This window comes from Kitasatospora sp. NPDC057518, from assembly GCF_042802075.1.
Lineage (GTDB): Bacteria > Actinomycetota > Actinomycetes > Streptomycetales > Streptomycetaceae > Kitasatospora.
On the sequence record NZ_JBHVEU010000443.1, the window covers coordinates 1 to 7,472 of the forward strand.

A 7,472-nucleotide genomic window follows, 5' to 3' on the forward strand; every position below is an offset into this window, starting at 1 on the left:
GAGACAGGTGTACGGGTCCTCGGCGAGCGGCTGCCCGGCCGCCGCGGCGGCGAGCTGCTGGAGCGCCAGCACGTACACGGCGGCCTGCCGGGCGGCGGCGCCGACCTTGGCCGGGTCGGCGCCGCCGTCCAGCACCGGGAAGGACTTGATCTCGACCACGGTGCACCGCCCGCCGTGCACCACCAGCGCGTCCGGCTCCAGGTAGGCGGTGCTGCCGGCCACCCCCAGGCGCAGCATCGGGTGGTCCAGCAGCGTCCAGGCCTCCGGGTCGGCGGCGGCCAGGGCCAGCGCCTCGGCCGTCCGGTCGGCGCGCACGGCCGGGCCCGAGCGGTGCAGCAGGTCCGGCACCAGGAGCGGGGCGTGCCCGTCCGCCGGGAGGCCCAGGTGGTGGCGGAGCGGCTCCAGCAGCGGGGCGTAGCCGTCGGCCTTCAGCCGGGACTCGAAGATCACGCCGCGGGCGATGGCGAAGGGGGACTGGCCGAAGGGGGCCGGGCGGCCGAGCCGGGCCGCCAGCACCGACTTGTCCACCCCGGCCGCGTCGAGCACGGCGCGGCGGTGGCAGCCCGGGTTGGCGGCCAGCGCGGCGAGGGAGCGGGCGTTCAGACTGCGCTGCGGGGCCGGTCCGCGCAGCTCCGCGAGCCGCTGGGCGAGCGGCTCAGCGGGCCCGCGCGGCGGGACGTTCGTCGAGACGTTCATGGTGCGGCCCAGTGTCGCATCCGGGTCCGACAACGCGGTGCGGACCGGCCGTTGGAGAGGCGGTCCGCGGCCGGAACCGGACGCCCGCCGCCCCCGGGCCGCGGCCGGAACCGGACACCTGCCGCCTCCGGTCCCGCGGCCGCCGGGACGGGCCCCTCGATCGTGGTCGCCGCCCGGGTGGGGGATCATGGAGCCCGGTGCTCAATGGTGAGACCGACCGACCGTTGCCACCGCCCCGTCGCTAGGAGTCCCCATGCCCGCCCGCATCGTGCTGGTCCGCCACGGCGAGACCGAGTGGTCCGCCACCGGCCGCCACACCGGCCGCACCGACATCCCGCTGACCGAGGAGGGCCGGGCGATGGCCCGGGCCCTCGGCGCCCGCCTCGCCAAGGCCCCCTGGAACGGGCTGCCGGACGCGCTCGTCTACACCAGCCCGCTCGGCCGGGCCAAGGAGACCTGCGAGCTGGCCGGCTTCGGCGACCGCGCGGTGGAGCGTCCGGAGCTGATGGAGTGGGACTACGGCCGGTACGAGGGCCGCACCGGCGCGGACATCCGCTCCAGTGACCAGCCCGGCTGGCTGATCTGGCGCGACGGGGTGCCCGGCGGCGAGAAGCTCTCCGAGGTGGCCGCCCGGGTGGACGCCTTCCTGGCCGGCCTCAACGAGGAGCACGGCGTCCCCGCCCCGGACACCACCGTGATGCACTGCGCCGACCGGGACGTGATCCTGTTCGCCCACGGCCACCTGCTGCGCATCCTCACCGCCCGCTGGCTGGGCCTGCCGCCCGAGTACGCCCAGCGGTTCAAGCTCGGTACGGCCGCGCTGTGCGTGCTGTCCTGGGAGTACGGCGCCCCGGCGGTGGAGGTCTGGAACGACCTGTCCCACCTGGAGGGCCTGGCCGCCGGGCACTGAGCCGGCTGTGCCGGGCGGCTCCGGGGCCCGTCGCGGCCAAGCCGGGCGGCGGGGCTCAGGCGGCCGCCGCCCGGTCGTAGTCGGTCAGGAACCGGCGCACCTCGGGCACCGCGACGTGCGGGCGCAGCCGCCCGGCGGTGTCCGCGAGCATGCTCCGGATCCGGGCCGAGCGGACGGCGCCGAACAGCGCGACGGCGGCCGAGCCGTGGTGCGCCGCCCCCGCCAGGTCCCCGCGGCCGAGCCGGTCGTGGGCCAGCTCGGCGGTGTACAGCACCCGGTTGCGGACGAAGTGCGGCTTCTGGAGCGCTATCGCCAGCCCGGCCTGCTCGCTGGCGCGGTCCCAGTCGCCGAGCGCCGACCAGCACTGCGACTGGAGGCCGGCGATCTCGGCCTCGCCGAAGAAGGACATCCACTCCGGGTCCCGCCCGCCGGGGCCCCGGTCGAACAGGGCGTACGCCCGGCCGAGCGCGCGCTCGCAGGAGACGCGGTCCTGGAGCAGCGCCCAGGCGCCGGCCTCGCGCATGGCCAGCAGGGCGAGCAGCCGCTCGGAGCCCAGGCCCCGGGCGGCGACCTGCCCGGCCTGGGCGGCGCGCAGCGCCTCGCGCGGGCGGCCGGCGTCCCTGGCCAGGAAGGCGCTGTTGCAGAAGACGTGCGCCTCCAGGGCGGAGTCCCCGGCCATCCGGGCGGTGGCGAGCGCCTCGGAGTAGAACGAGCGGGCGTCCGCGAGCCGGTTCGAGTCGTGGGCCAACCAGCCGACGGAGATGGCGAGTTCGCCCGCCCCGGTCTGCAGCCGGCGTTCCGTCTCCGGGCTGTACTCGCACTCGTTGAGCAGTACGTACGCGTTGCGCAGCGACCGCCCGGCGAGCTCGTACAGGGCGTCGGCGCCGTGCGCGTCGTCGGCCAGCCGGATCTCCCGGACGGCCTGTTCCACGCCGAGCACCTCGGCGGCGCCGACCCGGCGCAGCGGCCCCACCGGCCCGGGCCGGCCGGGCACCAGCGGTTCGCCGCCGAGCAGCGACGGCGCGGTGAACTCCGCACCGGGGAAGGCGCCTTGGCCGGCGAGCGCACCGGGGGCGCCGTCGGCGCCGGCCTGCCGGCCGGCCGCCGAGGCCGGTCGGTCGATGCCGATCACGGAGGCCAGCGCGGTGGTGCCGCCGGCCAGGAACGTACGGCGACGCACGTCGTCGTTCTCCTCGTCGAGATTGGGCGATCCATCGGGCCCCCTGGGCACCGTCCCGCGGCTCGGCCACGGAGGCCCGTCCGGTGCGGCTGGATCCGTGTACGGCGAGGCAGCGTACGGGAGTTGAGTGGAGAGAGGTGAGCGCGGGGCGGGCGGGGGCGGGAACGTCGGGTGGAGCGGAGGGGGTTCGCTCCGCCCGACGGACCGGTCCGCCGGGCGGCGGCGGACGGAGGTCCGGGGGGCGAAGCCGAGGTCGGTGAGCGCGCGGTCCGGCCACATGTGCCGGAACACCCGCTCGTAGGCGTAGTTGGGGCAGCGGATCTCACCGGACTCGACCCGCCCGACGTACCGGGCGTCGCAGGACACGTGCTCGCCGATCTCGCGGGCGGCCCTGCGGACGGCCGTGGCGAACTCGCCGGGAGAGCGGTCGCCGCGCAGTGCGCGCATCACGGCGTTGGGGGACGGACGGTTCGGCTCGGCCGGTGGGGTGGCTGCCATGGCGCCGAGAGTACTCGGAGTCACCGAGCGGACACATTCGGTTGGTGGGACATATCGTGTCAATCCCGAGTAAAAAGGGCGATGTTGCGGGGTATCCGCCATGAAATGCCATGCCTTGCTGTAATGCGCCCCGTGGCCTGCGCCACGACCCCCGCGTTGTCCTGGTACGAGGAAGAAGCCCACGCCGTCGCCCGGCCCGTCCCAGCCGGGTGGCCCCTCCCAACGGCTGTGCTTCCGGACCCGACGAGGTACAGGAGAGCCCATGATGGCCACCGGACTGCCGCAGTACCGACCCGTCCCCGGGGGAGTGCTCGCCGGCGCGGCCCCCGCCCTGCTCCCCGAACCCGCCGACGACCGGCTCTCCGGCCGGGGACCGGTCGAAGGCGGCCGCCTCCCCCGCGGCGGCCACCGGCGCGAGCGCACCGCCCCCGAGGAGGGCGCCGTCGTCAGCGCCTGCGACACCGTGACCGTCGCCCTGCGGCACGGCCTGGAGGCCGTCGACATCCTGAGACTGCGCCGCGCCTGCGGAGTCGTCCTGCAGAGCCGCAACGGCAGCACCGTCTCCTTCCTCGTCCCGGCCGGCACCTGGGAGACCTGGCACCTGCCCGGCAGCTCCTGTACCGCGGGCGCCCTGCTGCCCGCCGCCACCGACCCGCGCTGGGTGATCCCGCCCTCCGGCACCGGCCGCACCGCCCGCCCCACCGACGCCTGGGTCCTCCGATCCGCCCTCTGCGAGGCCGCCTGCACACTCACCGCGGGCGGCCTCGGCCCGTTCTAGCGGGCGTGCCGCGCGGACCCCGCTGGGCCAGTCGACCTCCGGCCGGGCCCCCGTGGCACGCCCCTGACCAGCGGACGTCCCCCGGCGGCGGCGATAATGGCCGCCATGGGACGAAGCAGCAGAGCCGCACGCGGACCGGAGCCCGAGGCCACCACCGGACCGGGCGGACGCACCCACGCCCAGGGCCCGCTCAGCCGCCCCGTCGGCTCCGGCCTCGCCGAGCTGCGCCCCGACCGCGACCGCCCCGCCGCCTGGTCGCTGCTGATCGACGGCGCCCCGCAGTCCCTCGTCGACCTCGCCGACCCCACCCGCCTCGGCTTCGAGTACCAGCGCCGGCTCGGCCACCTGATCGACCTGGTCGCCCCGCCCGGCCGCCCGCTCACCGTCCTGCACCTCGGCGGCGGCGCCCTCACCCTCGCCCGCTACACCGCCGCGACCCGGCCGCGCTCCCGCCAGCAGGTCGCCGAGATCGACACCGCGCTCACCGAACTCGTCCGCGCCGAACTCCCCCTGGAACGCGGCTGGCAGATCAAGGTGCGCGGCGCGGACGCCCGCGGCGTGCTGGAACGCACCCCCGAGGACAGCGTCGATCTGGTGATCACCGACGTCTTCTCCGGGGCCCGCACCCCGGCCCACTGCACCACCGTCGAGTTCACCACCCTCGCCGCCCGCGCCCTCGCCCCCGGCGGCTGGTACGCCGCCAACATCGCCGACGGCGGCGCCCTGCCCTTCGCCCGCTCCCAGGTCGCCACCCTCGCCGCGGTCTTCCCCGAGCTCTGCCTGATCGCCGACCCCGCCGTGCTGCGCGGCAAGCGCTTCGGCAACCTCGTCCTGGCCGCCGCCCACACCCCGCTGCCGATCGCCGAACTCACCCGCCGTGCCGCCTCCGACTCCGCCCACGCCAGGGTCGAACACGGCCGCGCCCTCACCGACTTCGCGGCCGGCGCCGTCCCGGCGACGGACGCCACGGCGGCCCCGTCCCCGGAACCGCCGCCGGGGGTGTTCCGCTGACGGGCCGCTCGTCGCGGTAGGGGGTTCGGCGGTCCTGCGGGTGCTTCTCCGCACCGCTTCTCCGCACCCGCTCCGCCGGCCGTAAAACCGTTTGCCGACGACCGAGTCGCGGTCGACAATGGCGCTGCCGTCCGGCCAGCGACCCGAGGGGGCGTCATGGAGATCAGACCGGCCCGGCCAGAGGAGGCCGCGCTGCTCACCGGCATCGCGCTGCGGTCCAAGGCGTACTGGGGCTACGACGAGGCGTTCATGGCCGACTGTCGAGCGGAGCTGACCGTGGACGCCGGTGTGATCGAGCGGTCGGCCACGGCGGTGGCCGAGGACGACGGGCGGGTCCTGGGCTTCGTCTCGCTCTCCGGGGCGCCGCCGACCGGGTCGCTGGACCTGCTCTTCATCGAGCCCGAGTCGATCGGCCGTGGCGTCGGCCGCGCGCTGTTCGAACGGGCGAAGGGCCTGGCCGTGGCACTCGGCCTGTCTCGGCTCGTCATCGAATCCGATCCGAACGCCGAGCCGTTCTACCTCGCGATGGGCGCCATCCGGATCGGCGCCGTCCCGTCCGGTTCGATCCCGGGGCGCGAACTCCCGCTGCTGGCCGTGGAGCTGGCCACGCCTTAGGCGGGGGCGGAGCGCTGCCGCCCGGCCCTGGGCCCGGTGGCCGGAGGTGTCCCGCCGCCTTCTCGCGGCTGCGCAGCGTCCCCATGCCTTACGGGGCGGTCCACTGCGGCCGGGGCCGCTCAGTGGCCGCGTGGCAGTCCGCGGTGCTTGCACATGGCCGCTCCGGTGAGCAGGAGTCCGGCGGCGATGGGGACGAGGACGGCGGTCGCGGTGGCGGAGCCGTCTCCGGAGCCGGCCGCCGTGGCGGTGTCGGCGATGGCCGTCGTCCCGGGCGTGCTGCCATGGTCCGGCGCGGGGGTGGCGGTGGAGTCCGCCGTGCTGCCGGCTTCGGCGGCGGGTCCGCCCTCGTCGACGGCGGTGGCCGCCTCCTGGAGCAGGGGTTCCGTCGCGGCCTCGCGCTGCCGGGGGACGGTGGAGAGGGCGCCGCCGCGGTGCCGGGTGGCGGAGGGCGGGTCGGCGGGTTCGCCCTCGCGGGAGGCGCGGGGGCCGTCGGGCCGGGCCTGGGCGGGGACGGTGCCGAGCAGGCCGGAGGCGAGCGCGAAGGCGTCGGGGACGGCTGCCCGCTGGCCGGGCAGGGGCAGGCCGCCGGCCCGGATGCGTTCCTGGAGGGTGCCGCCGACGGCTCCGGCGACGCCGGTGATCCCGTCGGCGGGGCCGTTGCCGGTCGGCTCCCCGGCGGGCCCGGGGGAGCGGCCCGGCGGTCCGGACCCGACGGGACGTTCGGCTGACTGCCCGTCGAGGGCGGGTCCGTCGAGCACCGGCCTGTCGAGCACCGGCCGGTCGAGTGCCGGTGCGGCCTGCAGGGCGCGGCGGACGGTGGGCCGGGCCGGGTCCGGTACCGGGTCGGCGGTGGCCGCGTACGCACCGGGGGCGCCGAATCCCCAGAGCTGTGCGAGCAGGGCCCCGGCGGCCGCGAGGACCCGGGGGCGGGGCAGCCGCCGGGCGATCCCGCGGCGGGCGCCGGCGACGCCGCGCGGGGCGCCGCGGGGGACGGGTTCCTGGGGCTTGGTCGCGTGATTGGCTCGCACGTGAATCGAGAACGAGCGGCCGGGCGGTGAGGTCACGCCCGCCGTCACGGACAGTCATCGTACGGGTGGCCCCGGGCCTGTTCTCCCGGGGCCACCGACCGGGTGGCGGTCAGGAGTTGGGGCGCAGGGTCCAGGTGACCGTCATCACGCCGGTGACGGCTCCGTCGGCGCGGGTGATCTCGACGGTGACCGGGAACTCGGGGCGGCCGCCGGCGTCCAGCTCGGCGACGACCTCGGCGGCCGGGCGGCCGAGCAGTGCGGTGGCGGTGACCTCGCCCATGGCCAGCTTCTTGTACGCGATCTCGGCGTTCACGGCGAGCGGCACGGCCCGGGACAGCTGGTCGCCGAAGGCGGCGAGCACGATGCAGCCGCTGGCGGACTCGGCCAGCGTGAACATCGCGCCGGCGTGCGGGCCGCCGACGTGGTTGTGGTACGCGGGCTGGTCCGGGAGGCGGAGCACGGCGCGCTCCGGGGTGGTCTCCAGGTACTCCAGCTTGAGGGTGTGCGCCATCGGCACGGTGGAGTCGAGCATCTGGCCGATCGTGGGAGTGGTCATGGCGACGATGTTACTAGTCGGTAGCTTCTGAGGGCAGGGGTCGCCGCAAAGCCGACCTGGCGGGCGCGTGTGAGGGGGCGCACACGCGGACGAGGGGGCGCGTGCGCAGCTGAGGCCGTGTCCGGCTGAGGCGGTGTTCGACCGAGGCCGTGTTTGACCGAGGGAGGCGAAAACGCCTGAGGGGCCGATCTCTTGAAGAG

The 7,472-nt window shown here is 76.4% G+C and carries 7 protein-coding genes and 1 pseudogene; 4 read left to right on the forward strand and 4 right to left on the reverse strand.

All coding sequences use genetic code 11. The features are described from left to right. Window positions 1-696 (reverse strand): annotated as a pseudogene (locus tag ACFU7Z_RS32530) (hypothetical protein); the annotation flags it as partial. A gap of 253 nt (window positions 697-949) precedes the next feature. On the opposite strand from ACFU7Z_RS32530, the gene ACFU7Z_RS32535 reads away from it, so the two are divergent. Further along, the gene (locus ACFU7Z_RS32535; protein WP_074005115.1) at window positions 950-1,606 is read left to right on the forward strand and encodes a histidine phosphatase family protein; all 657 of its coding nucleotides are present in this window, start codon (window positions 950-952) and stop codon (window positions 1,604-1,606) included. A gap of 55 nt (window positions 1,607-1,661) precedes the next feature. Here the strand turns inward: ACFU7Z_RS32535 and ACFU7Z_RS32540 are convergent, their stop codons facing one another. Next, a complete protein-coding gene (locus tag ACFU7Z_RS32540; protein WP_380781453.1) occupies window positions 1,662-3,284 on the reverse strand; it encodes a tetratricopeptide repeat protein in 1,623 nt (540 codons plus the stop codon). A 262-nt stretch (window positions 3,285-3,546) separates the two neighbouring features. Here ACFU7Z_RS32540 and ACFU7Z_RS32545 point away from each other — a divergent pair, with 262 nt between their 5' ends. The 3 genes from ACFU7Z_RS32545 to ACFU7Z_RS32555 all read left to right on the forward strand — a co-directional run bounded on the left by ACFU7Z_RS32545 (window position 3,547) and on the right by ACFU7Z_RS32555 (window position 5,688). Beyond that, window positions 3,547-4,062: a hypothetical protein gene (locus ACFU7Z_RS32545; protein ID WP_053112337.1), complete on the forward strand. Its 516-nt coding sequence runs from the start codon at window positions 3,547-3,549 to the stop codon at window positions 4,060-4,062. Window positions 4,063-4,167: 105 nt separating this feature from the next. Continuing rightward, on the forward strand, window positions 4,168-5,073 hold the full coding sequence (locus tag ACFU7Z_RS32550) for a spermidine synthase (protein WP_074005154.1): 906 nt from the start codon (window positions 4,168-4,170) through the stop codon (window positions 5,071-5,073). A 156-nt stretch (window positions 5,074-5,229) separates the two neighbouring features. Next, on the forward strand, window positions 5,230-5,688 hold the full coding sequence (locus ACFU7Z_RS32555; protein ID WP_380781455.1) for a GNAT family N-acetyltransferase: 459 nt from the start codon (window positions 5,230-5,232) through the stop codon (window positions 5,686-5,688). A gap of 119 nt (window positions 5,689-5,807) precedes the next feature. On the opposite strand, the gene ACFU7Z_RS32560 is transcribed toward ACFU7Z_RS32555, so the two are convergent. Then, the gene (locus ACFU7Z_RS32560) at window positions 5,808-6,716 is read right to left on the reverse strand and encodes a hypothetical protein (RefSeq protein WP_380781457.1); all 909 of its coding nucleotides are present in this window, start codon (window positions 6,714-6,716) and stop codon (window positions 5,808-5,810) included. A 109-nt stretch (window positions 6,717-6,825) separates the two neighbouring features. Next, the gene (locus ACFU7Z_RS32565; RefSeq protein WP_049660764.1) at window positions 6,826-7,272 is read right to left on the reverse strand and encodes a DUF4442 domain-containing protein; all 447 of its coding nucleotides are present in this window, start codon (window positions 7,270-7,272) and stop codon (window positions 6,826-6,828) included. Window positions 7,273-7,472 lie beyond the last annotated feature (200 nt).